General features: G+C 74.8%; 24 protein-coding genes. 14 read left to right on the top strand and 10 right to left on the bottom strand.

What is annotated here, in order from left to right; translation table 11 throughout:
* The first annotated feature begins 11 nt into the window (after nucleotides 1–11).
* From LWC33_RS01430 to LWC33_RS01410, 5 genes are all read left to right on the top strand, one after another.
* Entirely contained in the window at nucleotides 12–881 is an 870-nt protein-coding gene (locus LWC33_RS01430) for an MbnB/TglH/ChrH family RiPP precursor modification enzyme (protein WP_233302284.1), read from the top strand.
* Entirely contained in the window at nucleotides 878–1,300 is a 423-nt protein-coding gene (locus tag LWC33_RS01425; protein WP_233302283.1) for an SCO6045 C-terminal-like domain-containing protein, read from the top strand. Before LWC33_RS01430 ends, LWC33_RS01425 begins: the two co-directional genes overlap by 4 nt.
* A 183-nt stretch (nucleotides 1,301–1,483) precedes the next feature.
* Nucleotides 1,484–3,265 carry an acetyl/propionyl/methylcrotonyl-CoA carboxylase subunit alpha gene (locus tag LWC33_RS01420; RefSeq protein WP_233302282.1) on the top strand — a complete coding sequence of 594 codons (1,782 nt, stop codon included), beginning with the start codon at nucleotides 1,484–1,486 and terminating at the stop codon, nucleotides 3,263–3,265.
* A gap of 14 nt (nucleotides 3,266–3,279) precedes the next feature.
* Nucleotides 3,280–3,738 carry a GNAT family N-acetyltransferase gene (locus LWC33_RS01415; protein WP_308190881.1) on the top strand — a complete coding sequence of 153 codons (459 nt, stop codon included), beginning with the start codon at nucleotides 3,280–3,282 and terminating at the stop codon, nucleotides 3,736–3,738.
* Between the two features lie 218 nt (nucleotides 3,739–3,956).
* A complete protein-coding gene (locus LWC33_RS01410) occupies nucleotides 3,957–4,460 on the top strand; it encodes a hypothetical protein (protein WP_233302281.1) in 504 nt (167 codons plus the stop codon).
* A gap of 116 nt (nucleotides 4,461–4,576) precedes the next feature.
* On the opposite strand, the gene LWC33_RS01405 is transcribed toward LWC33_RS01410, so the two are convergent.
* Together LWC33_RS01405 and LWC33_RS01400 are read right to left on the bottom strand one after the other, a co-directional pair.
* Nucleotides 4,577–4,924 carry a hypothetical protein gene (locus tag LWC33_RS01405; RefSeq protein ID WP_233302280.1) on the bottom strand — a complete coding sequence of 116 codons (348 nt, stop codon included), beginning with the start codon at nucleotides 4,922–4,924 and terminating at the stop codon, nucleotides 4,577–4,579.
* A gap of 58 nt (nucleotides 4,925–4,982) precedes the next feature.
* The gene (locus LWC33_RS01400) at nucleotides 4,983–6,386 is read right to left on the bottom strand and encodes an NAD(P)H-quinone dehydrogenase (RefSeq protein ID WP_233302279.1); all 1,404 of its coding nucleotides are present in this window, start codon (nucleotides 6,384–6,386) and stop codon (nucleotides 4,983–4,985) included.
* 157 nt (nucleotides 6,387–6,543) lie between these two features.
* Here LWC33_RS01400 and LWC33_RS01395 point away from each other — a divergent pair, with 157 nt between their 5' ends.
* Nucleotides 6,544–6,993, top strand: a complete 450-nt coding sequence (locus LWC33_RS01395) for a gamma-glutamylcyclotransferase (RefSeq protein ID WP_233302278.1) — start codon at nucleotides 6,544–6,546, stop codon at nucleotides 6,991–6,993.
* 76 nt (nucleotides 6,994–7,069) lie between these two features.
* On the opposite strand, the gene LWC33_RS01390 is transcribed toward LWC33_RS01395, so the two are convergent.
* Together LWC33_RS01390 and LWC33_RS01385 are read right to left on the bottom strand one after the other, a co-directional pair.
* Complete coding sequence (locus tag LWC33_RS01390) at nucleotides 7,070–8,044, bottom strand: DUF559 domain-containing protein (protein WP_233302277.1); 975 nt, start codon at nucleotides 8,042–8,044, stop codon at nucleotides 7,070–7,072.
* A gap of 114 nt (nucleotides 8,045–8,158) precedes the next feature.
* The gene (locus LWC33_RS01385; protein WP_233302276.1) at nucleotides 8,159–9,394 is read right to left on the bottom strand and encodes an amidohydrolase; all 1,236 of its coding nucleotides are present in this window, start codon (nucleotides 9,392–9,394) and stop codon (nucleotides 8,159–8,161) included.
* Nucleotides 9,395–9,740: 346 nt separating this feature from the next.
* On the opposite strand from LWC33_RS01385, the gene LWC33_RS01380 reads away from it, so the two are divergent.
* From LWC33_RS01380 to LWC33_RS01365, 4 genes are read left to right on the top strand one after another with little or no spacing between them, the layout of a single operon-like run.
* Entirely contained in the window at nucleotides 9,741–11,462 is a 1,722-nt protein-coding gene (locus LWC33_RS01380) for a serine/threonine-protein kinase (protein WP_233302275.1), read from the top strand.
* Between the two features lie 19 nt (nucleotides 11,463–11,481).
* Nucleotides 11,482–12,261, top strand: coding sequence for a purine-nucleoside phosphorylase (locus LWC33_RS01375; protein ID WP_233302274.1), 780 nt, complete (start codon nucleotides 11,482–11,484; stop codon nucleotides 12,259–12,261).
* A gap of 1 nt (nucleotide 12,262) precedes the next feature.
* Nucleotides 12,263–13,960 (top strand): phospho-sugar mutase, encoded by a 1,698-nt coding sequence (locus tag LWC33_RS01370; RefSeq protein ID WP_233302273.1) that lies wholly within the window; start codon nucleotides 12,263–12,265, stop codon nucleotides 13,958–13,960.
* A 10-nt stretch (nucleotides 13,961–13,970) separates the two neighbouring features.
* Nucleotides 13,971–14,423: a flavodoxin family protein gene (locus LWC33_RS01365; RefSeq protein WP_233302272.1), complete on the top strand. Its 453-nt coding sequence runs from the start codon at nucleotides 13,971–13,973 to the stop codon at nucleotides 14,421–14,423.
* Here LWC33_RS01365 and LWC33_RS01360 read toward each other — a convergent pair.
* Nucleotides 14,413–15,210 carry an SGNH/GDSL hydrolase family protein gene (locus LWC33_RS01360; RefSeq protein WP_233302271.1) on the bottom strand — a complete coding sequence of 266 codons (798 nt, stop codon included), beginning with the start codon at nucleotides 15,208–15,210 and terminating at the stop codon, nucleotides 14,413–14,415. The genes LWC33_RS01365 and LWC33_RS01360 overlap by 11 nt on opposite strands.
* A 179-nt stretch (nucleotides 15,211–15,389) precedes the next feature.
* Between LWC33_RS01360 and LWC33_RS01355 the strand changes: the two genes are divergently transcribed.
* A complete protein-coding gene (locus LWC33_RS01355) occupies nucleotides 15,390–15,974 on the top strand; it encodes a TetR/AcrR family transcriptional regulator (protein WP_233302270.1) in 585 nt (194 codons plus the stop codon).
* 27 nt (nucleotides 15,975–16,001) lie between these two features.
* Here LWC33_RS01355 and upp read toward each other — a convergent pair whose 3' ends face one another.
* Together upp and LWC33_RS01345 are read right to left on the bottom strand one after the other, a co-directional pair.
* On the bottom strand, nucleotides 16,002–16,625 hold the full coding sequence (gene upp / locus LWC33_RS01350; protein WP_233302269.1) for a uracil phosphoribosyltransferase: 624 nt from the start codon (nucleotides 16,623–16,625) through the stop codon (nucleotides 16,002–16,004).
* A 33-nt stretch (nucleotides 16,626–16,658) separates the two neighbouring features.
* Entirely contained in the window at nucleotides 16,659–18,203 is a 1,545-nt protein-coding gene (locus LWC33_RS01345; protein WP_233302268.1) for a metallophosphoesterase family protein, read from the bottom strand.
* Between the two features lie 399 nt (nucleotides 18,204–18,602).
* Here LWC33_RS01345 and LWC33_RS01340 point away from each other — a divergent pair, with 399 nt between their 5' ends.
* Together LWC33_RS01340 and LWC33_RS01335 are read left to right on the top strand one after the other, a co-directional pair.
* On the top strand, nucleotides 18,603–18,839 hold the full coding sequence (locus tag LWC33_RS01340) for a hypothetical protein (RefSeq protein WP_037046372.1): 237 nt from the start codon (nucleotides 18,603–18,605) through the stop codon (nucleotides 18,837–18,839).
* A gap of 298 nt (nucleotides 18,840–19,137) precedes the next feature.
* On the top strand, nucleotides 19,138–20,457 hold the full coding sequence (locus LWC33_RS01335; RefSeq protein ID WP_233302267.1) for a SatS C-terminal domain-containing protein: 1,320 nt from the start codon (nucleotides 19,138–19,140) through the stop codon (nucleotides 20,455–20,457).
* A gap of 18 nt (nucleotides 20,458–20,475) precedes the next feature.
* On the opposite strand, the gene LWC33_RS01330 is transcribed toward LWC33_RS01335, so the two are convergent.
* Complete coding sequence (locus tag LWC33_RS01330) at nucleotides 20,476–21,549, bottom strand: adenosine deaminase (protein WP_233302266.1); 1,074 nt, start codon at nucleotides 21,547–21,549, stop codon at nucleotides 20,476–20,478.
* Nucleotides 21,550–21,720: 171 nt separating this feature from the next.
* Between LWC33_RS01330 and LWC33_RS01325 the strand changes: the two genes are divergently transcribed.
* Nucleotides 21,721–22,833, top strand: a complete 1,113-nt coding sequence (locus tag LWC33_RS01325) for a PA containing protein (RefSeq protein WP_233302265.1) — start codon at nucleotides 21,721–21,723, stop codon at nucleotides 22,831–22,833.
* A gap of 67 nt (nucleotides 22,834–22,900) precedes the next feature.
* On the opposite strand, the gene LWC33_RS01320 is transcribed toward LWC33_RS01325, so the two are convergent.
* Both LWC33_RS01320 and murJ read right to left on the bottom strand, forming a co-directional pair.
* Nucleotides 22,901–23,509, bottom strand: a complete 609-nt coding sequence (locus LWC33_RS01320) for a DUF5701 family protein (RefSeq protein ID WP_233302264.1) — start codon at nucleotides 23,507–23,509, stop codon at nucleotides 22,901–22,903.
* Nucleotides 23,510–23,576: 67 nt separating this feature from the next.
* Nucleotides 23,577–25,569: murein biosynthesis integral membrane protein MurJ (gene murJ / locus LWC33_RS01315; RefSeq protein ID WP_305080841.1), on the bottom strand; the 1,993-nt coding region annotated here is incomplete at its 5' end.

Here is a 25,569-nt window from a genome sequence, read left to right as displayed (position 1 = left end):
CCGGATCGCCGATGGCCGCGCTCTCGGCGGGCCGGTCCGCCGGATCGCCGCCGGTCGCCGGCCTCGGCGTCGGCTGGCGGCCCGAGATCGCCGGGGTCGTCGCGGGGGTGGCCGGCCTCGGGTTCTGCGAGGTGATCGCGGAGTCGCTCGACCTCCGGCACCCCGACCGTCCGCCCGCAGGTCCGTCTCGTGGGGTGACGGACCTGCGGAACCGCGGGATCCCGGTGATCCCGCACGGGGTGCGGCTCGGCCTGGGCGACGCCGCGGGCGTCGACCCGGGCCGGGTCGCCCGCCTGGCCACGTGCGCCCGGGCGCTCGGCGCGCCGCTCGTGAGCGAGCACGTCGCGTTCGTCCGTGCCGGCGGCCGCGAGGCCGGGCACCTGCTCCCGGTGCCGCGCACCCGCGAGGCGCTCGACGTGCTGGTGGCCGGCGTCCGCCGCACCCAGGCCGAGCTGGAGGTCCCGCTCGCGCTGGAACCGATCGCAGCGCTGTTCGACTGGCCCGACGACGAGTACGCCGAGGGCGACTTCCTCACCGAGCTGCTCGACCGCACCGGTGCGCTGCTGCTGCTCGACGTCGCCAACGTGTACGCCAACGCCCGCAACCGCGGGCAGGACCCGTCGGCCGTGCTCGACCCGATGCCGCTCGATCGGGTGGCGTACGTGCACGTCGCGGGCGGGGCCGTGCGGGACGGGCTCTACCACGACACGCACCTCGACCCGGTCCCACCCGCGGTGCTGGCGCTGCTCGAGGAGGTCCGCGAGCGCGGCGCCGCCCCGGCGGTGATGCTGGAGCGGGACGGCCGCTATCCACCGGCCGCCGAGCTGCACGGTGAGCTCACGGCGATCGCCGCGTCGGCACGGCTGGAGCCGGTCCCGTGACGGACGGCCCGGTCGGTCCCGCGGAGGCAGGCGCCCTCGCGGCCCGGCAGGCCGCGTTGGTCGCGGCCCTCGTCGACGGCGCCCCGGACCCGCCCGGCTTCACCGGCGATCGGCTCGCCGCGACCCGCGAGGCGTTGCTGCGCAAACGCTCCGGGCAGGCCGCCGCCGCGTGGCCGCTGCTCGCCGCCGGCCTCGGGCCGGAGTGGACCCGCTTCGCCTGCACGGTGCTCGCCGGGCGTCCGGTGGCGGGGGCGCTGCGCGACGGCTGGGACGTCGCCCTGGCCGCCCGGGCGGCGGCCCGGCTCACCGAGGGCGCCCGGCGCGAGCTCGCCGACCGCGAACGAGTCCTCCGGTACGACGGCGTCCGGGCCCCACGCCGGCGGCCGACCGCCCGGCTCCGCGGCCTGCTGCGCCGCTGATCCACGTTTCGTCGGCCTCCCTCCGGGGAAGGCCCGGCGTCGGAGAGACGGTCAGCCGTGACCGTTCGATGACGGATGCCACATCCGCTCGCGTTCGGTGTTCGCTGGGTGAACTCCTAGACTCCGCGGTAACCAACGCGCCGACGCAACGGGGGTCGGCCGCGAGCCACGAGGAGACCGAACGTGCCTGAACTGCGCAAAGTTCTCGTCGCCAACCGCGGGGAGATCGCCGTACGGGTGATCCGGGCCGCACGGGACGCGGGCCTTGCCAGTGTCGCGGTCTACGCCGAGCCGGACCGGGACGCGCTGTTCGTGCGTCTGGCCGACGAGGCGTACGCCCTGGGCGGCACCACCGCTGCCGAGTCCTACCTCGACATCGACAAGGTCATCGGCGCGGCCAAGCAGGCCGAGGCCGACGCGATCCACCCCGGCTACGGGTTCCTGTCGGAGAACGCCGAGTTCGCCCAGGCCGTGATCGACGCCGGGATCACCTGGATCGGCCCGTCGCCGCAGTCCATCCGCGACCTCGGCGACAAGGTCACCGCCCGCCACATCGCGATGCGCGCCGGCGCGCCGCTGGTCCCGGGCACCGCCGACCCGGTCTCCGGTGCCGACGAGGTGATCGAGTTCACCAAGGAGCACGGGCTGCCCGTCGCGATCAAGGCGGCGTTCGGCGGCGGTGGGCGCGGCATGAAGGTCGCCCGCGAGGAGAAGGAGATCGCCGAGCTCTACGAGTCGGCGGTGCGCGAGGCCACCGCCGCGTTCGGGCGCGGCGAGTGCTTCGTCGAGCGCTACCTGGACAAGCCGCGCCACGTCGAGACCCAGGTGCTGGCCGACACTCACGGCAACGTCATCGTGGTCGGCACCCGCGACTGCTCGCTGCAGCGCCGCTTCCAGAAGCTCGTCGAGGAGGCGCCCGCGCCGTTCCTCACCGACGAGCAGCGCAAGACCCTCTACGACGCCTCCAAGGCCATCGTGAAGGAGGCCGGCTACTACGGCGCCGGCACCGTCGAGTTCCTCATCGGGCAGGACGGGCTGATCACGTTCCTCGAGGTCAACACCCGGCTGCAGGTCGAGCACCCGGTGTCGGAGGAGACCTCCGGGCTGGACCTGGTGCGCGAGCAGTTCCGCATCGCCGAGGGCAAGGAGCTCAACCTCCTCGACGACCCGGAGCCCCGCGGGCACTCGATCGAGTTCCGGATCAACGGCGAGGACGCCGGCCGCAACTTCCTGCCGGCCCCGGGCACCGTGGAGACGATCGCCTACCCGGCCGGCCCGGGCGTGCGCGTCGACGCCGGCGTGGAGGCCGGCTCGGTCGTGGGCGGGCAGTTCGACTCGCTGCTGGCCAAGCTGATCGTCTCCGGCTCGGACCGCAACCAGGCCCTCGAGCGCTCGCGGCGGGCCCTGGCGGAGTTCCAGGTCGGCGGCATGGCCACGGTGCTGGAGTTCCACCGCCTCGTCGTCTCCGACCCGGCCTTCGCGGCCGACCGCGAGGAGGACTTCACCGTCCACACCCGTTGGATCGAGACCGAGTGGAACAACACCGTCGAGCCGTTCACCGGCACGAGCGAGGCCGACGAGGACGCGGCGCCGCGGCAGAACGTCGTGGTCGAGGTCGGCGGCAAGCGCGTCGAGGTCTCGCTGCCCGGTGACATCTCCTTCGGCGGCGGGGGCGGCGCGGCCGCCGGCGGTGCCGCGAAGGCCAAGCCCCGCAAGCGCGGCGGGGGCGGCGGCGGGGCCAAGGCCTCCGGCGACGCGGTCACCGCGCCGATGCAGGGCACGATCATCAAGGTCGCGGTCTCCGAGGGAGACACCGTGTCCGCGGGCGACCTGATCGTGGTCCTGGAGGCCATGAAGATGGAGAACCCGGTCACCGCGCACAAGGACGGCACCGTCACCGGGCTGTCCGCCGAGACCGGCTCCTCCATCTCCCAGGGCACCGTCGTCTGCGAGATCAAGGACTGACCCGCGGGTGCCGGGTGCCCCTCGAGGGCACCCGGCACTCCGGCTCCGCGATGGAACCCGTCGAGATCAACGCCGGGACCTGGTACCTGCGGGCGCTACGCGCCGACGACCGGATCACCGACGTCCCCGCCCTCGCCGAGGCCGGCGTGCCCGACCCGGAGGCACACGTCCGGCTCCGGGCCGCGCAGTGGTCGTCGGACACGGGCTGTTCGTGGGCCGTCGCCGAGCCGACGACCGGCGAGATGCTCGGGGAGATCGCGCTGACCGGGCTCGACACCGGCACCCCCGAGATCACCTGCTGGGCGCTGGAGCGCGCCCGCGGCAGGGGCATGACCACCACCGCGCTGGGTGCCGTGCTGCGCTTCGCGACCGGCGGGCTCGGCCTGGAACGGATCCGCTGCGGCGGCTCCGGACCGGCCGCGACCCGGCTCGCGGCGCGGTCCGGTGCGCCCGATCTGCTGATCATGGATTGACGTCGCCCTGCGCGTCGGGTTGACTTCGCACCGCCAGGTTCGACCGTGTTCGGCGCCTGCGCTGCACAAGTACACAGCGCCCGACACGCACCCGTGTGATCATCCCACGGGGCCCGGTCCCTCCGCCACGCGGCCAGGACCGCGCCGCGGATCCCGCCCGACACGAGGCCACCTCGTCGCGGGCACGTCCTCGACAGCCTCGAGAACCAGGATCCGTCATGCCCCCCGACATCCCGTCCGACCCGACGACCCTGTTCGTCACGACCCACATCCACACCGACGGGCCCATCCCGGGCCCGCACTCCCTGCTCACGCTGACCTCGGCGGCACACCGTGCCGACGGGGTCCCGACCGGGACGTTCACCGCGAACCTGCGGGAGCTGCCCGGCGCCACCCTGCACCCGGCATCACTGCAGGACTGGCGCACCCGGGCCGGGGACTGGCTCGCCACCCGGCGGGCCGCGCGTCCCCCGGCCCTCGCGACGATCGCCTACGCCCGCTGGGTGGAGCGGCTGCCCGGCCGCGCGGTGTTCGTCGCGGAGCACGACTCGCAGGACTACCTGTTCGTCTACTGGTACCTGCAGCGCTTCGCCGGTGAGTGGCCGTTCGCGGGGAGCCTCTCCGCCGCGTCGTCCCCGATCCGGCCGGCGCGGGCAGCCGAGGCGTGCGTCCTCGCGTCGTGCCGTACGGCGCCCGGCCCCGGCCTCGCCGCGGCGGGCTGAGCCCGACCGGCGCCCCCGGTGGACACCGTCCGCCGGGGGCGCCGTGTCGTCGGGGCGTCCGTGGACCGTGTCGTGGTGTGGGCGCCGTGTGGCGTGGGCGGTGTCGTGCGGGCACCTCAGTCGCGGTGCGGGCGCACGTCCGGGCGGCCCAGGATCGCGCCGCCGACGCCGGCCAGCACCGTCAGGCCCGCGACGATGATCGAGACGAGCCCGAGCCCGCTGAGCAGCAGCCCGACGCCCGCCGAGACGGCGCCGACGGCGAGCCCGGCGCGCGGCACGGCGGCGCCCTGCAGCTTCGTCGTCACCAGGCGGGCCGCCCCGGCCGTGAGCACGATCGCCAGGATCGCCGCGGCGCCGGGGAAGGAGGGCAGGAACACGAACAGGAGGTCGTCGGCGAGCTGCCCGGCGACCCCGGCCGCGACCACCGGCAGGACCGGCACGCGGGTGGGGACGGGAGTGGTCATGCGTCCACGGTCCGCCGCGGGGCAGGCGGCGGGATCGGGGATGACCCCGAGAACTCCCTTAGTCCAGGTCGCTGTGCTGCATCAGCTGGCGGCCGGCCTCGGTGATCGAGCCCGACAGCGAGGGGTAGACGGAGAAGGTGTGGGCGAGGTCGTCGACGCCCAGCCCGTTCTGCACCGCCATCGCGATCGGCAGCACGAGCTCGCTCGCCACCGGGGCCACGACCACGCCGCCGATCACCACGCCGGTCGCCGGGCGGCAGAACAGCTTGACGAAGCCGCGGCGCAGCCCGCGCATCTTCGCCCGCGGGTTCGTGGCCAACGGGAGCATCACCGTCCGGGCGGGGACCTCGCCGGCGTCGATCGCGCGCTGGCTGATGCCGACGGTCGCGATCTCGGGCCGGGTGAAGACGTTCGACGCCACGGTGCGCAGCCGGATCGGCGCGACGCCCTCGCCGAGGGCGTGCCACATCGCGATGCGGCCCTGCATCGAGCCGACCGACGCCAGCATGAGCAGGCCGGTGCAGTCGCCCGCGGCGTAGATGCCGGGGACCGACGTGCGGGAGACCCGGTCCACGGGGATGAACCCGCCGCGGTCGAGCTCGATGCCGATCTTCTCCAGGCCGATGTCGCGGGTGTTCGGCACGGACCCGACGGTCATCAGCGCGTGCGAGCCGCGGACGACCTCACCGCCGGCGAGGGTGACGACCACGCCGTCGCCGTCGCGCACCACGGACTCCGCGCGGGCCTTCGGGATGATGTCGACCCCGCGCTCGGCGAAGACGTCCTCGAGGACGGCCGCGGCGTCGGCGTCCTCGCTGGGGAGGACCCGGTCCCGGCTGGAGATCAGCGTGACCTTGCAGCCCAGCTCGACGTAGGCGGAGACGAACTCGGCGCCGGTGACGCCGGAGCCCACCACGATCAGGTGCTCCGGGAGCGCAGGGAGGTCGTAGAGCTGGCGCCAGGTGAGGATGCGCTCGCCGTCCGGCCGGGCGGAGTCGAGCACGCGCGGGGTGGCGCCGGTCGCGATGAGCACGGTGTCCGCCGGCAGCTTCTCGACGGTGCCGTCGTGGTGCCGGGCCTCCACGGTGTGCGGCTGGCGGCCGCTCGTCTCGTCGAGGAAGGAGGCGGTGCCGTGGATGATCCGGACGCCCTCGCTCTCCACGCGGGCCCGGATGTCGGCGGACTGGGCCAGCGCCAGGCCCTTCACGCGGCCGTTGACCTTGGGCAGGTCGACGCCGGCCGTGTTGCGGTCGAGCAGCACGCCCAGGTCCTCGGCGCGGTGCAGGTCCACGCGGACGGCCGCGGAGGAGATGAAGGTCTTGGAGGGCACACAGTCGTGCAGCACGCAGGCGCCGCCCATACCGTCCTTCTCGACGACGGTCACGTCGCTGCCGTGCTGGGCCGCGACCAGCGCCGCCTCGTACCCGGCGGGGCCACCGCCCATGATCACGATGCGGGTCACCGTACGCACGCCCCTCCGAGAGACAGCCGATCCGAGCGGCCGGTCCTGGATCGATCCGACCGGCGCGGACGCCGCCGGGCGCCCGTTCATACCGTACGCGCGTCCGCCGAGCGGTCCCGAAGGGCCCGGACGGGGCGGGCGCCGTTACCCTGTCCTCGTGCCGCTGTACGCCGCCTACGGGTCGAACATGGATCCGGGCCAGATGAAGGAGCGCGCCCCGCACTCGCCGATGGCGGGCACCGGGTGGCTGATGGGCTGGCGCCTGACCTTCGGCGGCGAGGACTACGCCTGGGAGGGCGCGCTCTCCACCGTGGTCGAGCACCCGCCGTCGCAGGTCTTCGTCGTGCTCTACGACGTCCCGGACCACGACGCCGCCCAGCTCGACCGCTGGGAGGGGGGCGAGCTCGGGCTGCACAAGAAGCTCCGGCTGCGGGTGCAGACCCTCGAGGGCAGCGTGCTCGCCTGGATCTACGTGCTCAACGCCTACGAGGGCGGCCTCCCCAGCGCCCGCTACCTCGGCGTGATCGCCGACGCCGCGGAAGCCGCCGGCGCCCCCGACGACTACGTCACCGAACTCCGCAACCGCCCCAGCCAGAAGAGCGTGTAGCCCGGGAAGACCCCGCGAGTCGACACCTTCAGTCGTCCGAACCACACATCCCGGGAGACGACCTCCAGGCTGGCCCTCACGCGCCGCGTGGCTCGCGATGCCGTCGTGGTCGCAACGCGTTCATGATCCGCCGGGACGTGTCGACGCCACGGCGGGCGAACGCCGCGTCGAGCGCCCGCTCCAGGGGCCCCGTGTTCACCAGGTCGGCCTTGCGCACCCTGATCACGATCCAGCCCCGAGCCTCCAGATCGGCGACGCGCGCCAGATCCTCGGCCTCGCGGTCGACGTGCGCCTCGTAGCCGTCGTACTCCACCGCGATGCGCAGCTCCGGCCAGCTAAGGTCGAGTCGGTGGATCGGGACGCCGCGCAGATCGTGGACCCAACGGTTCACCTGCGGCACGGGATAACCCAGATCGACCACACGCCACAGCAGATGGCTCTCGGGCGGGGACTCGGCGCGCCCTGTCGCCAGGTCGAATAGGCGCGCGCCGATCAGCGTGCCCCGCGGGTCGGACCGGGCGCGCAGGCGCGCCCGCACATCCGCTCGGAACTCGGCCGTCTCCGCCTTCGGCACGAGCGCCAGGGCTTCGTCGGCGACGGCGAGAGCGTGCCACGGCGCAGCGGTACATAGGAGGTCGGTGACCACCCGCTCGAGCCGCAGCGTGGGCAGGCCCCGAACGACGACGTGGTCGCCGGCAAGGTCCGGACCGTTGTGCACGACGAGACCCGGCCGAGTTCGGCGGCGGGTCTCGTACGGCACGACGAGATGCACCGGCTGGGGCGGGAGCGCCGTGCATCCGTGCAGGTGAGCCGCCGACGGTCCGGCGACCACTGCACCACCGCCAACGGCAAGCCACGCCGCGGCGACCATCGTGAGTGAGTCCGTGGCGCACGCCGGGTCCGCGAGCACCCCTGGCCACGGCACCAGGGCCTCACCGGTGCTGACCGCTCGGCGGACCCGGTACTCACCGACGGCATCGACGAGGACGCTGCGCAAGCAGGCGCCCGCCGTACCCAGTTCCCAGGGAAGCACCACGCCGGCGTCGGGCACCCGGAGCCACGCGGACGCGATCGGGCGCAGCCTGTGGATGGCGGAGCCCGCCTGTGGACAACCGATCTACCGAGATGTGCAGTTCGGTCGCCCGGAAGTGCCGACTCGCGGGGGTTATGCCAGGGCTTGCAGGGCGCTGTTGACCAGGACCCGGACGCCGAAGGGGAGGGCGCGTTCGTCGAGGTCGAAGGTGGGCTGGTGGATGTCCTTCATCGGGCCCACCCCCGGCCACACCCCCAGCCGCGCCATCGCGCCCGGCACCTTCTCCAGGTACCACGCGAAGTCCTCGCCGCCGCTGGACTGCTCGGTGTCGGCGGCGGCCTCGGGACCGCCGGTGAGGATCGCGGCGTCGCGGAGCATGCCGGAGCTGACGACCTCGTTGACCACCGGCGGCACCCCGCGGATGTGGTCGATCACGTACCCGACGCCGAGCGGCGCGAGGACGGCTGCGACCAGCGCGCGGAACTTGTCCTCCAGCTCGGTCCAGGTGGCGTGGTCGGCGGTGCGCAGCGTGCCGCGCAGCACGCCGTGCTGCGGGATCGCGTTGGCGGCCTCGCCGGCCTGCACCGCGCCCCACACCAGGACGGTGCCCGAGCGCGGGTCGACCTGGCGGGTGAGCAGCAGCGGGAGCTGGGTGATCAGCAGCCCGAGCGCCTCGACGAGGTCGGCGGTCAGGTGCGGGCGGGCGGTGTGCCCGCCGGGCGAGGTCAGGCGGATCTCGACGACGTCGCACGCCGAGGTGATCGGCCCGACCCGGGTGCCGAGCCGGCCGACCTCCAGCCGCGGGTCGCAGTGCAGCGCGAAGATGCGCTCGACGTCGTCCATCGCGCCGTCGGCCACGACGTCGATCGCGCCGCCGGGCTGGACCTCCTCGGCGGGCTGGAACACCAGCCGCACGCGGCCGGGCAGGGAAGGCGCGGAGGCGAGCGCGAGGCCCGCGCCGAGCACCATCGCCGTGTGCGCGTCGTGCCCGCAGGCGTGCATCACGTTGGGCACGGTCGACGCGAACGGCAGCCCGGTCTCCTCGCCGAGGGGCAGGGCGTCGAGGTCGGCGCGCAGGGCCACGCAGCGGTCGCCGCGGCCCACGTCGCAGACGAGGCCGGTGCCGCCGGGCAGGGTGCGGGGCTCGAGGCCGGCGACCATCAGGCGACGGGCCACGAGGGCGGTCGTCCGGTGCTCGTCGCGGCCGAGCTCGGGTACGGAGTGCAGCGACCGGCGGACGGCGACGACGTCGGACCGGTGGGCCGTGAGCCACTGGTCCAGCCAGGCCGGGCCGGTGCCCGCGCCGAGGTCGGTGACCACCTGGTCACCGCTGGTCGCGAGCTCGGGGTGCGCCTCGAGCAGGGTCACCGGACATCACCGGCCCGACCCGCCCCTCGAGGGCTCTTCGCTCTCTCCTGCATTGCCCCATGGTGCTCACCCGGTCAGCGGTGTACCAACCTGAAACCGGACGTTCACCCGGTATCCGCGCCGAGGGGTCGGCGTCCGGCGGCGGACGGCGAACCTGTCCGTGACGAGCGGTTGTCGCAGGTTGCGACGAACGGGCGGCCCTGCCGCTCGGCGACGGGAACGAGGCTGCACAGCGTCGTCACCCGGTCACGTGACGTGCCCGTTTGCGCTGGTCCAGGCCCCGTCCGAGTCGTCCGCAGGCGTACCCGCCCGCACACACGTGCGGGCCGTCGCCGACAATGGTCACGTGTCCACGCAGGAAGACGAGCAGCCGGGCCGCGTCGTCGGCGACCGGTACCGCCTCTCCGCGCAGCTCGGCAGCGGGGCGATGGGCACGGTCTGGTCGGGGTACGACGAGGTCCTGCGCCGCCGGGTGGCGGTCAAGGAGCTGAAGGTCCCGCGCGGGATCCCGGAACGCGAGGCGCTCGGGATGCGCGAGCGGATGCTCCGCGAGGCGCGTGCCCTCGGCGGGTTGTCGCACCCGAACGTCATCACGGTGTTCGACGTCGTCGACGCGGCCGGCGAGCCGCTCGTCGTCCTCGAGATGGTCCCGTCGCGCAACCTCGCCACGATCATCTCCGAGCAGGGCCGGCTGAACCAGCGCCAGGCCGCCGTCGTCGGCTACGCCACGGCCGCGGCGCTGCGGGCCGCGCACCGCGCCGGCATCACGCACCGGGACGTCAAGCCGGGGAACGTCCTCGTCGCCCACGACGGCCGCATCAAGCTCACCGACTTCGGCATCGCGCGCAACGCCTCCGACGCGCCGATGACCACCGCCGGGCTCGTCCTCGGCTCCCCGGCCTACATCGCCCCCGAGGTCGCGATGGGCGCCGCCGTCACCCCCGCCGCGGACCTCTGGGGCCTGGGGGCCACCCTCTTCGCCGCGCTCGAGGGCCGCCCGCCCTACGACGTCAAGGGCGACCCGGTCTCCACCATCACCGAGGTGGTCGACGGCGAGGTGCCCCGCCCGCGGGAGTACGGCCCGGTCTCCGAGGTCATCGCGGCGCTCATGGTCAAGGACCCCGACCAGCGGATGCCGCTCGACGAGGTGCGCCGCCGGCTGCGCCCGCTGCTCGACGACCCGGACGACCCGCTGTACCCCGGCTCCCCCGACGCCCCGACCACCTACTCCACGGTCGCCCGGCCGGAGGCGGTGCCGGAGCCGAGGGTGGCCGCGTCGGGCCCGATGGCGGCGCCGGAGCCCTGGGGCGGCACGTACGGTCCCGCCGGCTCGACCCGGCTGCCGGCCGCGGACCCGCCGCAGCCCGCCCCGCGCGGCCTCGCCGCCGCACCCGGCCCGCTCCCCACCCCGACGGGCGCCCACGCACCGGCCCGCCCGCCCGTCCGCCCCTCGCCGACGTCGACGGCCGCCCCCGTCCGCCGCACCACGACGGTCGCGATGCCGACGCGCTGGGCGCTGCCGCTGGCCGTCGCGGGTGCGGTGCTCGTCCTGCTCGGCGCCGCCGGCGGCTACGGTCTGGTCCGGACGCTGGCCGGGCAGTCCCCGGCGTCGACCGTCACGGTCACCACCGACCGCAGCCCCACCACCGTGCACTCCGACCCCGCGGGCTGGAGCGTCGCGGTGCCCTCGAGCTGGGCGCAGTACCGCGACGGCGACGCGTACCCCGTCGTCCGCTTCGTCTCGGCCGACGGGTCCGAGGCCCTCGCCGTGTGGAAGGCCGGGTCCGAGAACGAGGTCACCGCCGGGCTCACCGCAGCGCACCTCGGGGTCGACGCCGTCGACGCCGGCCCGGCCGAGCCCGTCGCCGGTGCCCCCGCCGGGGTCCGCGAGCTGCGCTACACCACCACCGAGGGCTCCCAGCGGCGCACGACGGTCCTGCGCACGGTCCCCGCGGCCGACGGGCTGTGGGCGCTGTCCCTCACCGTGCCGGCCGACCGCGCGGACGACCGCTCGGCAGCGCTGTTCTCCGCGCTCGCCTCGACCTTCACGGCACCGGCCGCCGGGTGATCACCCGTACCCTGCGCGCATGAGCATCGCGCAGCAGGCCGCGCAGGCGCTGGCCAACGCGACCGGGGTGGAGCGGCACGACGTCGCGGTGGTCCTGGGCTCCGGGTGGCGGCCCGCCGCGGACGTGATCGGCGTCGGGGCGGACGTCCCGATGGCCGGGCTGCCCGGGTTCGTCCCGCCCGCCGTCGAGGGCCAGAGCGGCACGGTCCGCTCGCTGGGCGTCGGCGGCCGGAAGGTCCTGGTGATGCTGGGGCGCACGCACGGCTACGAGGGACACCCGGTCGAGGCCGTGGTGCACGGGGTCCGGGTGGCGGCGGCCGTCGGGTGCCGCACGATCGTGCTGACCAACGCGGCGGGCGGGATCCGGGAGGGCATGTCGGTCGGGCAGCCGGTGCTGATCAGCGACCACCTCAACCTCACGGCCCGCTCGCCGCTGGTCGGCCCGCGGTTCGTCGACCTCACCGACCTCTACTCGGTCCGGCTGCGCAAGCTCGCGCGCGAGATCGACCCCTCGCTCGAGGAAGGGGTGTACGCGGGGCTGCCCGGCCCCCACTTCGAGACGCCCGCCGAGATCCGGATGCTGCGCACGCTCGGCGCCGACCTGGTCGGGATGTCCACCGTCCTGGAGGCGATCGCCGCCCGCGCCGAGGGTGTCGAGGTGTTCGGGGTGTCGCTGGTCACGAACCTCGCCGCCGGGATGACCGGGCAGCCGCTCGACCACGAGGAGGTGCTCGAGGCCGGGCGCGCCTCGGCGACCCGGATGGGCGAGCTGTTGCGCGAGCTGGTCGCGCGCGCCTGACATGGGTCTGGACCCCGCGCTGCGGGACGCGGCGATGCGCTGGATCGCCGACGACCCCGACCCCGCCACCCGCACCGAGCTGCAGAAGCTCCTGGCCGCCGCGATGACCGGGGGCGACGCCGGCTCGACGGTCGGCTCCGCAGGCTCCGCCTCCGGCCAGACGGTCGGCTCCGCACGCTCTGCCTCCGGCCAGACGGTCGGCTCCGCACGCTCCGCCTCCGGCGCCCTCGCCGACGCCCTCTCGGGTCCGCTGCGCTTCGGCACCGCCGGGCTCCGCGGTCCGGTACGGGCCGGCCCGTCCGGCATGAACATCGCCGTGGTCCGCCGGGCCACCGCCGGCCTGGCCGCCTGGCTGGTCGCGCGCGGCGCACGGGGGCGGACGGTCGTCGTCGGGCGGGACGCGCGGCACGGGTCCGAGGCCTTCGCCCGCGAGACCGCCGGGGTCCTCGCCGCGGCCGGGTTCGCCGTGCACGTGCTGCCCGGGGCCGTCCCGACCCCGTTGCTCGCGTTCGCGGTGCAGCAACGGGACGCCGCCGCCGGGGTGCAGATCACCGCCTCGCACAACCCGCCGCAGGACAACGGCTACAAGGTCTACCTCGGTGCGGGCGTGGGCGACGCCCCCGGCGCCCAGCTCACCACCCCCGCCGACGCCGAGATCGAGGCCGCGATCGCCGGCGCCCCCGCTGCCGTGGCCATCCCGGCCCACGGCCCGACGACCGTCGACGACGTCACCGAGGAGTACCTGGACCGGGTCGCCGGGCTCGGCATCGCGACCGCCGCCTTGCGGATCGCGCTCACGCCGATGCACGGCGTCGGCGGGGCCATCGCCGTGCACGCGCTGGCGCGCAGCGGATTCACGGACGTCCACGTCGTCGCCGAGCAGGCGGCGCCGGACCCGGACTTCCCGACCGTCGACTTCCCGAATCCGGAGGAGCCCGGCGCCACGGACCTGCTGCTCGCGCTGGCCGGGCGCACCGGCGCCGACATCGCGATCGCCCTGGACCCCGACGCCGACCGCTGCGCCCTCGGCGTCCCGACGCCCGCGGGCTGGCGGATGCTCACCGGCGACGAGACCGGCGTCCTCCTCGGCGACCACCTGCTGCGCCGGCGCAGCGGCCTCGTCGCGACCACCGTCGTGTCGAGCTCGATGCTGGCGAAGGTCGCCGCCGCCCACGGCGCCCCGTCCGCCGAGACACTGACCGGCTTCAAGTGGATCGTCCGCGCCGGCCCCGGCCTCGTCTACGGCTACGAGGAGGCCCTCGGGTACTGCGTGGACCCGGAGGCGGTGCGGGACAAGGACGGGATCGCCGCGGCCGTCGTCGCCGCCGACCTCGCCGCCGGGCTGAAGGCCGCGGGACGGACCCTGCTCGACCGGCTCGACGAGCTCTCCCGCGCCCACGGTGTGCACCGCACGGTCGGGATCTCGCTGCGGATGGCCTCCGTGGAGCGCGACGCCGTGGTGGCCCGCCTGGCCGGCGCGCCGCCGGAGGGCTGGAGCGCCGACCGGCCGGCCCCTTATGTCCTGCGGCTGCGGCACGACGGCCTCCGGGTGGTCGTGCGTCCCTCGGGCACCGAACCGAAGCTGAAGGCCTACCTCGAGGTCGTCGAGCCGCCCACCGACGACCTGGTCGCCGCCCGGGCCCGCGCCGACGAGCGGATGGCGGCGCTCCGGGAGGAGATCACGGCCCTCATCGGGTAGGACGGGGCCCGTGGCAGTCCTGCTGATCGTCCACCACACGCCGTCGCCGGCCACCCAGGAGCTGCTCGACGCCGTGGTCCGCGGCGCGAGCGACCCGGAGATCACCGGGGTGGAGGTGCGCCGCCGGGCCGCGCTGGCCGCGACCGCCTCGGACCTGCTGGAGGCCGACGGCGTGGTGCTCGGAACCCCGGCCAACATCGGCTACATGTCCGGGGCGTTGAAGCACTTCTTCGACCAGGTCTACTACGTCTGCGGCGACGACACCCGCAAGCTGCCGTACGGCCTCTACGTGCACGGCAACCAGGGCGTGGAGGGCGCGGTGAAGGCCGTCGGCACGATCGCCTCGGGCATGGGCTGGGAGCAGGTCGCCGCCCCGGTGGAGGTCATGGGTCCGCCGGACAAGGCGGCACTGGAGGCCTGCTGGGAGCTGGGGGCGACGGTGGCCGCGGGGCTCAGCGACTGACGGCCGGGGTCACCGGCTCGACCGGCGCCGCCCGCCGCTGCGCCAGCCAGCCCTCGATCTCCGTGGTCCACATCGCCGCGATCTTGCGGTAACCGCCGGCGTTCGCGTGCAGCCCGTCGGCGAAGTCCCCGGGGGACAGCAGCGTCGAGGTGTCCACGAACTCCAGGGAGTGCCCGAGCGCGCGGTGCCGGGCGACGACCCCGGGCGTCAGCCGGGCCAGCTCCGCGCGGTCCTTCGCGTGGGCGGTCAGCGGCGCCCAGATGCCCGCGACGATCACGTGGGTCTGCGGTGCGGCCTCGAAGACCTTGTCGAGCAACGCGTCGAGCCGCGCCGCGGCGACGCTCCCCGTCGCCCCGGAGTTCACGTCGTTGGTGCCCATGTGCATCAGCACGACGTCCGGGTCGGCGGCCTTCACCCAGGCCCCGACCGCCGGGATCATCTTCGCCAGCGTCCAGCCGGAGTGCCCCTCGTTGTCCCGGTCGGCCATCCCCGGGGGGCCGTCGTGGCGCGAGCCCACGTAGTCGACGCGGATGCCGTCGGCGGTCAGCTCGGCGAACAGAGGGCCGCGGTACCCGGCGGTGGCGGGGCTGCCGATGCCCTCGGTGCTCGACGCGCCGAGCGGCATGACCCGCAGCGTGGCCTTCGGCCCCGCGCCCTCGCCCGCGGTGCGCACCCCGGGTGCCGCGGCGCCCTCCTGGGCGGGGAGGGCGGCGACGACCAGGCCCGCGACGAGCAACGCGGTCAGCTGCAACGGAACCCGCCAGCGAAGCCCCCCGACCCAGCGCACGCCGACCTCCCGCCGGGGCGCCACCGGTCGGCGCGACCCACGAGAAGATCTCCCGAACGGTCCCGCGCGTTACTCGCCCGTGGAGCTCGACCCGACACGGTTTCGTCACGCCCCCGTGTCCGGTCCGTGACCGCACCGTGAACGGGCGGGACCCCCGGGAGGAGGGGTAGCCTCCGCCGGTGCCCCGGCCCAAGGTCCACGACGACGTGTTGCGCACCAAGCTGCGCGCCCGCGCGGCGGAGCTGCTGAGCGCACACGGTGTGACCGGGCTGTCGCTGCGCACCCTCGCCGCGGACGTCGGGACGTCGACCACCGCGGTGTACGCGCTCTTCGGCGGCAAGCCCGGCCTGGTGAAGTCCCTGGTCGACGACGCGTTCCGGCGGCTGGGCCGGACGTTGGCCGACGTGCCGCCCGCCGGCGACCCGGCCGAACAGCTCGTCGCGCTCGGCGAGGCCTACCGCGCCGACGCCCTGCACGACCCGCACCTCTACGACGCGATGTTCGACCGCGACCAGCTCGACGCCGAGTCGCGCGAGCTGCAGGAGGCGGCGTTCGGCCCGCTGGTCGAGGCGGTGGAGCGGGCGGTCGACGCGAAGGTGCTGCGGCACGACGCGCACCCGCCCACGGTCGCGCTCGGGCTCTGGTCGGCGCTGCACGGGCTGGTGTCGATCCAGCTGCACGCGCACACCCCCGACGCGGTCGACGACCCGGCCACGGGCTTCGCGGCCGTCCTGCGCGCGGTGGTCGACGGCTGGCGGGCCTGACCCCGCCCGAACCCGACCCGACTCCGCTCAGACCGCCCCGAACTGCCGGTCCCCCGCGTCGCCGAGGCCCGGGACGATGAAGGCGGAGTCGTTGAGCCGCTCGTCGATCGACGCGGTGATGAGCTGAACGGGGAGCCCGCTCGACTCGAGGGTGCGCACGCCCTCCGGTGCGGCGAGCACGCACACGGCGGTGACGTCGTCGGCACCCCGGGCGGTGAGCAGCTCGACGGTGTGGACCATCGACCCGCCCGTGGCGAGCATCGGGTCGAGCACGAACACCGGCCGCCCGACGAGCGAGGCCGGCAGCGACTCCATGTACGGGGTCGGGCGGTGCGTCTCCTCGTCCCGCGCCACCCCGACGAACCCCATCTGGGCCTCGGGGATCAGGTTCTGCGCGGCGTCGACCATGCCGAGGCCGGCGCGGAGCACCGGTACGAGCACGGGCGGGTTCGCGAGCCGGTACCCGGTCGTGCGGGCCACCGGGGTGTGCAGCGGGAACTCCGCCACCTCGAAACCGCGGGTCGCCTCGACGATCAGCAGCAGGGTGAGATCGCGCAGCGCGGCGCGGAAGGCGGCGTTGTCCGTTCGCGCGTCGCGCATCGTCGTGAGCCGAGCCCTGGCCAGGGGGTGGTCGACGACCCGCACGTCCATGGGCCGGACAGTAGCGGGCGCCGGACCGATTCCTCAGGGGCGCTCGCGGCCCGGGGTGGCGCTCGTCCACCGCCAGCGGCCGTCCGCGCCGGGCCGGGCGACGATCCGGTCCTCGAGCACCGGGTCGCGCTCCTGCGCCAGACAGCCCGTGGCGGCCCAACAGTCGATCCGGATCTCCGGAGAGTCCCCGGCCGTGGCGTCGAGCCGCAGGAAGCTCTTGAGCATCGGCGGGCGGTCGGTGTCGTAGAGCATGGAGGTCCAGTTCTCCGAGCGGCCCTTCGGCCCGCCCAGCACCCGCTCGGCCGCCCGCCGCGCCCGCGGCGAGATCTCGGCCGGCGGGGTGCCGGTCCGCGGCGGCGCGATCCCGATCCGCTCGGCCATGATCGTGGTCGCGTCCGCGGGCGAGACGACGGCGGTTCCGGTCCCGAACCGGCGCAGCGCGTCGTAGCGGCGGCTGAAGTGCGCCAGCGAGTCGCCGCGCAGCGGGTAGCAGCGGAAGCCCTCCTCGGAGCACTCCGGCACCAGCACGTCGACGTTCGGGACGGGATGGGTGGCGGAGAGGTAGGCCCCGCTGCCGCCCGCGACGAGGTGCAGGATCTCCCGGCCGTCGGCCAGCCGGACCGGGTAGCGCTGGTAGTTGTGGTCGTCGCCGCCGATCACCGCGACGACGGAGGCGCGCGGGTCGCGGACGAGCTCGGCCACCGTGCCGCCGCCCTCGATCGGGCACGGGTGGTGCTCGGCGTAGGTGATCAGCGGCTTGCCGGTGAGCACGACCGTCGGCCGGCCGGCGGCGAAGAGGGTGTCGCGCAGCCACTCCCCCTGGTCCCGGTCGAGGCCGCCGCGGATCCCGGTGTCGATCAGCACCAGCCGGACCGGCCCGGCGTCGATCGCGCAGTAGGGGCCGGGCTGCAGCGCGCGCTGCCGCTCGGCCGGCCGCCAGGCTCGTGCCGCCTCGAGGTCCGCGGTCCGCCCGCGCGGCCCCCGGCGCCACAGCAGCCCGCGCAGGAACGCGTTCCAACCGGTGCCCGGGACGGCGGGAGCCCGCTCCTCCGGCGGGATGCCGCAGAACCAGCTCATGAAGCCGGTCAGGCCGTCGTACCAGTCGTGGTTGCCGGGCAGGCCGTAGATCGGGCCCGGGTAGTCCGCGTAGGGGCGGGCGTGCTTGGCCGCGTACTCGCGCAGCCCGCCGGCCGGGTAGATGACGTCGGAGACGACGACCGCGAGATCGGTGTCCCCGGCCACCCGCTGCAGCACCGGCACCACGCAGTACTGCGACGCGTCGCCCTCGCCGGGGTCGCCGAGCAGCGCGACCGCGATCGCGTCCCGCCCGGCGAACCGGTCGACGAGCCGGGCGGGGTCGGGGCCGCGCTGCGTGTCGAGCCGGCGCACCCACTCCCGGCGCATGTCGTCCGTGGGGTCGCCGAGCAGCCGGACCAGCCGGTCGTTGCGGGACTTCCACAGCGGGCCGGGCCGCAGCCAGGACATCCGCGCGCCTCCCGGGACGGCGGCGATCCCCGTGCCAGGATGCTCGCAGCCGTACCCGGTGTTGGCCTCGTCGAGCCGGGAGGGGTCGTGCACCCGATGATCGTCGCAGGGGCGCCGCCCCCCCTCGACCACCCGCCGGTCCGGGTGGGGACGACCGGCGTCCGGTCACCCTGTGTACGCCTGCGGGCGCCCGGTGCGGCCGTCCGCGCGACGTCGTGTGCACCGCGCGGACGACCCTCGATCCGGTCCCCCGGCCACCCTGGGCACACGAGACACCATGATCGACTTCTCCAGCCCGATTTCGATCACACGCCGTGCCCGGCGTCCGGAGGTGACACCAGTGATCAAATGGATCGTGCGCGCATCGCACCGGACTTCGCACCGGCCGTGACCACAGGTGCCATTTATCTGACCCGAACGGGTGGTATGGCACGGACACTGTCACGCCGGGGCCGTCGCCGACGCTGTACTAGGTGACAAGGAGGTGATCCGGTGCCGGAGAACACGACTTCGGACGAGCAGACCCTGGTGGCTGCCGCCGAGAAGCTCACCCAGTGCGACGGGTACGTGGTGCTCGCCGTCGACCCGCAGACCGGGGAGGTGGACGCGCACGGGCCGTTCGACGGGCTGACCGCGACGGTGAAGGCCGACCAGCTGCGGCGGGACTTCGACCGCGGCGGTCTGGAGGACGTCACGGTGGGCGTCGTCCGTCTGCACAGCTCGACCTGACGATCCGGGCCGGCACCGGCCGCCCGCCCGCACCGCGGGCGGGCCCACCGGTTCCCCGGCCCCGCGAGGAACCGCCCGTGCCGGACCCGGCACCACGCTCCCCCGGCGCTCCCCCCAGCAGGCGACCCGGCCCCGCACCAGGTGCACGTCCCCGGGACCGGCCGTCGGGGATCCTCCCCGGTGTGGGGCACCCCCGCCGTCGGCGGGCAGTGCCACCGGCTACTGCCGCCGGCACCGACACCCGCCCCGGCGACGCGTCGTCGGGGCGGCACTCAGGTACCGCCGCTAGCATCGCCGCGTGGCAAGCGACATCGTCCCGATCCAGCTGTCCCTCACCGAGGGCGACCTCGTCACCCTCTGGGCGCCGCGGTGGCGCGAGGACGGCGAGGAGTGGGAGGCCTTCCTCGGCGACGACGACGCGGTGTTCGCGTTCCCGGAGGTCGCGCAGCTCGCCGCGTACGTCCGCACCCGGACCGAGCACGACCTGGCCGACCATCCGGCCTGGTCGGTCGTGCCCACCCTGACCGTCGCGGAGCTGACCCCCGAGGAGACCCGCCGCTTCGACGTCATCGGCGTGCCCGAGCTGGTCGCCGAGGAGCCGGACACCTGGACGATCGGCGAGCTCGCCGAGATCACCGACATGGTCCGTTCCTTCGCCGACGTCTGCGACCTCGAGGAGGTCACGGCCGTCCTGGACTCCGCCCCCGGGTTCGGGCTGCTCGGCCAGGGCACGCTGCCGTTCGCCGGGCGCGAGGGCCGGCGGCTGTGGACCCAGCTCGCCCAGACCGTGCAGGACCGCTGGGACAGCGTCGTCGACGCGCTCGACGCCCTGACCGCCACCCCCGAGGTCGACGCCCGCGCGCTCGCCGGCGCGGAGAAGGAGGCGGAGGCGCTCGCCGCGCGCATCGCCGAGGCCGAGGCGGCGCTCGACCTCGACGAGGGCGACGACACGGACGACGAGACCCTCGAGGAGGCCGCCCGCGAACGCGCCGACGAGGAGGCGCTCACCGAGCAGGTCGCCGAGGACGAGGCGGAGCTCGAGGAGGCGGAGGCCGAGGGGCCGGTCGGGTTCTGGGAGGAGATCGGCATCGACCCCATCCGGATCACCACGTCCGACGGTCGGTGGGTCACCCTGCGCTGCTACCTCGACGACAAGCCGGTCTTCCTCGGCTCCGGCGGCCGCGTCGACGTCTTCGACTCCGAGCGGGCGCTGGCCCGCTGGCTCGCCGACGGCGGCAAGGACGACAACGACCTCGTCGCCGCGTCGACCTGGCAGGACGTCCTGGACAGGGCCGCGGTCGGCGAGCTCGACGTGGTGGTCGACGACCTCAACGACTACGTGCTGGCCGGGATCGACGAGGACATCGCCGAGGGCACCCTCGAGGTCGACCCGACCCAGCTGGACCTGGCCACCGAGCTGGTCCTCGACGTCGCCGAGTGGGCGGGCGACCCGGAGCCGGCCCGCGCGCTCGCCGAGTCCGAGAGCCTGGGCTGGCTGGTCTCCTTCGTCATCCGGCCCAACCCGACCCGGCTCGCGCCCAGCCCGCCCTTCGACGCCGAGGCCACGCGCTGGCGGGAGCTGGTGCACGCGACCGAGGCCCGGCTGCACCGCCGCTGACCCGGGGGCGGCCGCCCCTCACGCGGTGAGCGCGTCGTACCCCGGCTTGATCACCTCGTCGATGAGCGCGAGCCGCCGGTCGAAGTGCAGGAACGCGCTCTTCATCGCGTTGATCGTGAGCCAGCGCAGGTCCTCCCACCCCCAGCCGAAGGTGTCGACGAGCGCGGCCATCTCCGAGGTCATGGAGCAGCCGGACATCAGCCGGTTGTCCGTGTTGACGGTGACGCGGAAGCGCAGGTCGCGGAGCAGGCCGATGGGATGGTCGGCCAGGCTGGTCGCGGCGCCGGTGTGGACGTTCGACGTCGGGCACATCTCCAGCGGGATCCGCATGTCCCGCACCCAGGCCGCGAGGCGGCCGAGCTCGGCCGTCCCGTCGGACCGGACGGTGATGTCGTCGACGATCCGGACGCCGTGGCCGAGCCGGTCCGCCCCGCAGAACTGCAGCGCCTCCCAGATCGAGGGCAGCCCGAAGGCCTCGCCGGCGTGGATGGTGACGTGCGCGTTCTGCTGCCGGACGTAGTCGAACGCGTCGAGGTGCCGGGTGGGCGGGAAGCCCTTCTCCGCGCCGGCGATGTCGAACCCGACCACCCCCGCGTCCCGGTAGCGCACGGCCAGCTCGGCGATCTCCTGCGACCGGGCGGCGTGCCGCATGGCCGTGAGCAGGCAGCGCACGGTGATGCCGCGGCCGGCGGCACCGCGGTCGAAGCCCTCCAGCACCGCCTGCACGACGCCGTCGAGGTCCAGGCCCCGCTCCACGTGCAGCTCGGGGGCGAACCGGATCTCCGCGTACACCACGCCGTCGGCGGCCAGGTCCTCCGCGGCCTCCTGCGCGACCCGGACCAGCGCCTCGCGCGTCTGCATCACCGCCACCGTGTGCCCGAACGTCTCCAGGTACCGTTCCAGTGACCCGGAGTGCGCGGCACCGAGGAACCAGCCGGCCAGCTCCTCGGGGTCGCGGGTGGGCAGGCTGTCGTACCCCACGGCGTCGGCGAGCGCCACGACGGTGGCGGCCCGCAGGCCTCCGTCGAGGTGGTCGTGCAGCAGGACCTTCGGGGCGGAGCGGATCGAGTCCGCGGTGAGCGGGACGGCCACCCGCGCACCGTATACCCCCTTCCGACCAGGCCGGATCGGGCGAACGAGGCCGGTCGGGTGCCACCCGGTCGGCCTAGTGGTGACTCCGTGTCTGCCGGTTTCGTGGGGTCGCTACCCTCAGTGCAGCGTTCCCCGCTCCCCCATCCGGATCACAGGAAGCACCAGGCGCCAATGAGCGATAACTCGACGATGTCGTTCGACCGGATGCGCGGCATGCTCATGCGCGCGGCCGAGATCCGCGACTCCGAGCAGCAGCAGATCTTCGACTCCCTGGACGAGATCCACGCCCGGCTCTCCGCCCTCGACGCACTGGGCACCGTCCGCAAGCGGCTCACCGAGCTGCCGGACCGCACCGAGGTCGGCGTGCTCGCCGAGCGCCTCGACGAGACGGTCCAGAAGGTCGACGCGCAGGAGGCCGTGCTCGCCTCCCTGCTGCGGGCGATCGAGGGGTTGCCGGACAAGCTCGCCAAGCCCTTCGCCCAGCTCGACGGCCGGCTCGACGGCATGGCCGGACGCCTCGAGGGTGTCTCCGGGCGGATGGACGGGCTCGACGACCGGCTCGGCGGCCTGCACAAGCGGCTCGACGACCTGGACAACCGCCTCGACCGCCACGAGATGCGGCTCGACGCGATGCCGAACGCGGTCGCGTCGCCGATCAAGGAGCGCGTGGACGGCGTCGAGAAGATGGTGCGCGAGCAGCTCGACGGCGCGCTCCGGTCGATGGACGAGTCCAACGAGGGCGTGCGCAACCTCCTCGGCGACACCAGCGTCGGGCTGCACCGCCGGCTCGAGGACCTCGCCGGGCGGCCCGCGGTCGACCCGACCGAGGCGCTCGACTCGCTGGCCGAGCGGCTGGAGATCCTCGCGGGGCGGCTCGAGGCGGTGGCCGGCCGGGTCGACGCCGTCGAGAGCGGGCTGGGCGACAAGCTCGGCGAGCTCACCGGCGCGGTCGACGAGAAGATCGCCGCGCTCGGCAGCTCGGTCGACGGCAAGCTCGGCGACCTCGACTCGGTGCTGCGGGCGCGCCCCGACACGACCTCGGTCACCGCGCTCGTCGCCAAGGCCAACGAGGAGTCCGAGCGGCGCAACGCCGGCCAGCTCGACGAGGCCATGGCCACCTTCGCCGAGCTCATCCTCGGCCGTGGCCACGGCGGCCCCGCGCCGACCCCGCCGCCGCCCCCGCGCCCGGCGCAGCGCCGGGCCAGCCGCAGCCGCGCCACGGTGAAGAGCTCCGCCAACGGGCACGCCCCCGCCTCGGACGTCACGGACGACCCGGACGACTGAGTCCCGCCCGTTCCCCGGGAGCCCCCGCCGCACGCCGCGGCGGGGGCTCCCGCTGTCTCGAGGGCGTTCAGGGGGTCCGGGCGGTGGCGGACGCGAAGCCCAGCCACGTGTGCCGGTTGCCCGCCCAGCACCAGCCGACCTTGGGGGCGTCGCGGCGCTCCCGGCCGTCCCGCCCGGTCCCGTTCGAGATCCAGAGCGCGGGGGTGCGGGCGTCGAGTCGGCCGTTTCGCCGGCGCAGGCGCGAGCCGATCGTCATGAAGCAGGCGTTGCGCGCCAGCGCTCCGGGATCCTGGAGGACCCACTGAACGCCCTCGGTGAGCAGCAGCGGGGTGCGACCGGTGCGGGCGAGCTCGGGGTAGGCCTCGTCGGGACTCCGGTTGGCGAGATGGTCGCCGCGGTCGAGGCCCTCCACGAGGTAGACGGGTGCGTCCGGCACGGCGACGTCCGGCAACGGGGCGAAGTCCTCGGCGTCCGTCATGTCGGTGACCACGAACCCGGCCTTGTCGCCGCGCCGCAGCAGGGGCGCGAGGACGGACGGCGCCGCGCCCGCGACGACGAGCAGACCGGGCCGGTCGGGCAGGTCCTTCGCGGCGATCCGCAGCTCCTCCGCGGTCAGCGGCGCGGTGGCACCGAGGGAGACGAGTCGGTCGACCTGGGCGGCGACAGCGGGCAGCACGGGACCTCCGGGGATCGGCGACGGCGTGTTCCCAACGCGGGTGCCCCCCGCCGTGTTCCCCCGGGGGTCAGCCGCGGCGGAGCCGGGCGGGCAGCCGGCGCCAGAGCGGCTCGAGTTCGCGGAGCCTGAGCAGCTTCATCCCGACCAGCAGGAGCGGCGTCGCGACGACGAGTGCCACGGCCAGCACCAGCCAGGCCGAGCCGGCGGAGTCGCCGCCCGTTCCGGCCTGGATCGCGCGCCCGACGAGCCAGGCCACCAGCCCCGCGGCGATCGAGGCCGCGAGCGTCCGCCAGAGCGTCGAGAGCACCTCGCGGCTGCGGACGTGCCCGAGCCGGCGCGCGATCACGAACTGGCCGAGGACCGCGCCGACCACGAACGAGAAGCTGTTCGCCGCGACCAGGCCCAGCACGACGTCCTGCGGCGCCAGGAAGACGGGGCAGAGCAGCAGCAACGGGATCTTCACGACCACGATCACCAGCATGATCAGCGTGGGCGTGCGGCTGTCCGTCATCGCGTAGAACACCCGCAGCTGCAGCAGCGTGACGGCGTAGGGCAGCAGCCCGAAGGCCGACCAGGCCAGGGCGGTGCCCAGCCGGGCCGCGCCGCCGCCCGCGTTGCCGGCGCCCAGGGAGAACAGCGCCAGGCCGACCTCGGTGCCGAAGAAGGTCAGCAGCACCGAGATCGGGACCAGGAACACCGTCGACAGGCGGCTGCCGAGGGACAGGTCGGACACGACGTCGTCGAACCGGTTCTCGGCCGCCGCCCGGCTCATCCGCGGCATCAGCGCGGTGAGCAGCGAGACCCCCAGCACGCCGTACGGCACCTGGAGGAGCAGCCAGGCGTTGGAGTAGATCGCGTAGGCGCCGGCGTCCGAGGCGGTCGCGACCCGGGTGGTGACGATCAGGCCGGCCTGCCCGACGAGCACGTACGCGATCACCCACAGGGCCAGCCCGCCGGCCGAGGAGAGCCGCGGGTCCCAGCCCCAGAGCGGTTTGAGGGGGATGCCGACGCGGCGGACCGCGGGGAGCATCACGAGCGCCTGCACGGCGATGCCCAGCGTGGTGCCGACGCCCAGGACCAGCAGCTTCGTGTCGCCCATCCGCACCGGGTCGAGGCTGATCTCCCCCGGCACCAGGGCGTAGACGACGAGCACCCCCAGCATGACGACGTTGTTCAGCACGGGCGCCCAGGCGAAGGCGCCGAACCTCCCGCGGCTGTTCAGGATCGCGCCGAACAGCGCGCCCATGCCGTAGAAGAAGATCTCCGGCAGCAGCAGGACGGCGAGCGCGGTCGCCAGCTCGGGGTTCGCGTTCGCCGTGGTCTGGCTGCCCATGTACAGGGCGACCAGCGGTTTCGCCGCGAGCATCGCGACGACCGTGGCGCCCAGCAACGCCAGCCCCGCCATGGTGAGCAGGCGCCGGGTGTAGGCCTCGCCGCCGTCCGCGTCCTCCTTCTGGGCGCGGATCAGCAGCGGGATCATCACGCTGGTCAGCACACCGCCGAGGAGCAGCTCGTAGACGATGTTCGGCAGCGTGTTCGCGACCGTGTAGGAGCTGTTGACCAGGCCGAACGACAGCACCGCCGCCAGCGCGATCTGGCGCAGGAAGCCGGTGACCCGGCTCGCCAGGTTCGCGACCGCCATCAGCGAGCTCGACCGGGCGAGCGACTGGCCCGTCGGCGGGCCGGGCTCGGCCTTCGTACCGCGGCCGTCGGCGCGCTCGATCACGTCGGTCGGCCGGTCGAGCGGAGCGAGCAGCTCGGTGGGGTCGTCGAAGTTGCTGCCGGGCACGCGCTGCCACGGCGGCGGGACCGGCCGGCGCTGCGGCCCGCGGCTCACGGCGGCGGGGCGGGGGTGGTCCGCGGCGGGGCCGCCGTGGACCGGGGCCGTCGCGTCGGGGTCGGGCGGGCGCGGGCCGCCGGGTGGGGCGGGCCACGGGCCGGGACCCGCCGGGCGGGGCGGGGGGCCGGGGCGGCGCGGACCGGGGTGCGGCTGGTTCCTGGGCGGTCCGGGATGACCGACGCCCTCCTGCCGCGCCGCCCGCTCCCGCGCGGTCGGCCAG

Source organism: Pseudonocardia terrae (assembly GCF_021343995.1).
GTDB lineage: Bacteria > Actinomycetota > Actinomycetes > Mycobacteriales > Pseudonocardiaceae > Pseudonocardia > Pseudonocardia terrae.
The sequence above is the reverse complement of the archived record's forward strand: the minus strand, read 5'-3'. Positions and strand labels throughout refer to the sequence as shown.